The organism is Acinetobacter sp. Swhac1 (assembly GCF_013390985.1).
Lineage (GTDB): Bacteria > Pseudomonadota > Gammaproteobacteria > Pseudomonadales > Moraxellaceae > Acinetobacter > Acinetobacter towneri.
In genome coordinates, this window is the sequence record NZ_JACASN010000099.1 from 1 (window position 1) to 1,302 (window position 1,302).

2 protein-coding genes are annotated in these 1,302 nt (G+C 57.9%); both read right to left on the bottom strand.

Going from position 1 to position 1,302, the window contains the following annotated elements:
• Positions 1–284: 284 nt before the first annotated feature.
• Complete coding sequence (locus tag HX743_RS16065; RefSeq protein WP_042088840.1) at positions 285–749, bottom strand: KfrB domain-containing protein; 465 nt, start codon at positions 747–749, stop codon at positions 285–287.
• Between the two features lie 52 nt (positions 750–801).
• Positions 802–1,155 carry a TrbI/VirB10 family protein gene (locus HX743_RS16070; protein ID WP_205733969.1) on the bottom strand — a complete coding sequence of 118 codons (354 nt, stop codon included), beginning with the start codon at positions 1,153–1,155 and terminating at the stop codon, positions 802–804.
• Positions 1,156–1,302 lie beyond the last annotated feature (147 nt).

The following is a 1,302-nucleotide window of genomic DNA, read 5'->3' on the forward strand; positions in this document are numbered from 1 at the left end:
AGCTTGGAACGCGGATGGAGAAGAGGAGCAACGCGATCTAGCTATCGCGGCCGCGATCAAGCAGGTGCGACAGACGTCATACTAGATATCAAGCGACTTCTCCTATCCCCTGGGAACACATCAATCTCACCGGAGAATATCGCTGGCCAAAGCCTTAGCGTAGGATTCCGCCCCTTCCCGCAAACGACCCCCACCATACCAACAGCCCAAAACGCGATTTTTCTTTCCATGGTCATGCACTCCCACTTCATCGGAAAAAGGGCGGCCAGTTGGCCGCCCGTTGATCACATCGAGGCACCGTGCCCTTTCGACGCGGTGCGCGCCGGGGCGACGTTCGCCGCCTGCGCGTTGGTGGCCACGCCCCTGCCGTTGGCGTAAGCCACCGTGTAGGTGCGCCCGTCTACGATTTTCTCGCCCTTGGCTTCCAGCTCGGCGAAGGCCGAGCGCGGGTGTTCGACCACGCCCTTGCCGGAAAGCTGGTAGACCGCCTTGCTGTCACTGAACAGCACCTGCCCGGTGAAAGACGCATCTTTGCCGCTGCTGGCCTTGGTGGCCTCGCCGAGCTGGTAGATGCCCTTGGACAGACCGCTTTCCGGCAGCACTTTGAGCGTCGTCCACTCGCCTTTGATGACCTGATCTATCTGGCGGCTGCCGTTGAGCACGCACACCTTGCGCGAACCCTCGGGCATCATCTTGACCCCCGGCGCAGGGGTCGGGTTTTTCCAGCTCGGGGCTTGGTTATTCGCCATTACGTTGTTCTCCTTACGTCAGAAAAGAATACGGCCGCGAACGGCCGCGCCCTCAGTTGCAGCCTTTGCCGGACTGACCGGCCATCGGGTGCCCTTCCCACGTCGGCAGGATGATGTCCTTGGTCACCATGATGTTGAACTCGTAACCCGGACGGATTTCGAGCGTCGGCTGAATATTCATGTTGCGCTGTGCCATCTGCATACCGATCTGGCCCATCTGCTGGCCCAGCGAACCGGCGATGATTTGCGAACTGCTGTAGTTCTCGCCGTTGCTGGCTTGCGGCTGCGAGAGCTGGATACCGGCCGAGAAGACCGACAACAGCAAACCACTGCCGAAGATGCGGGCATAGTGGTTGTTCACCTTGTCGTTGAAACCAGCATAGCCACCCATGTCGGTGCCCGGCATGTTGTCAATCGAGATTGACGGGCACTGTTGCAAATAGGCTGACATGATAAGCTAAATATCTTATTTATTTCGAGATACAGCAGATGAATCCCTTCCATGGTCGGCACTTTCAAGGTGAAATCATTCTTTGGGCTGTTCGTTGGTATT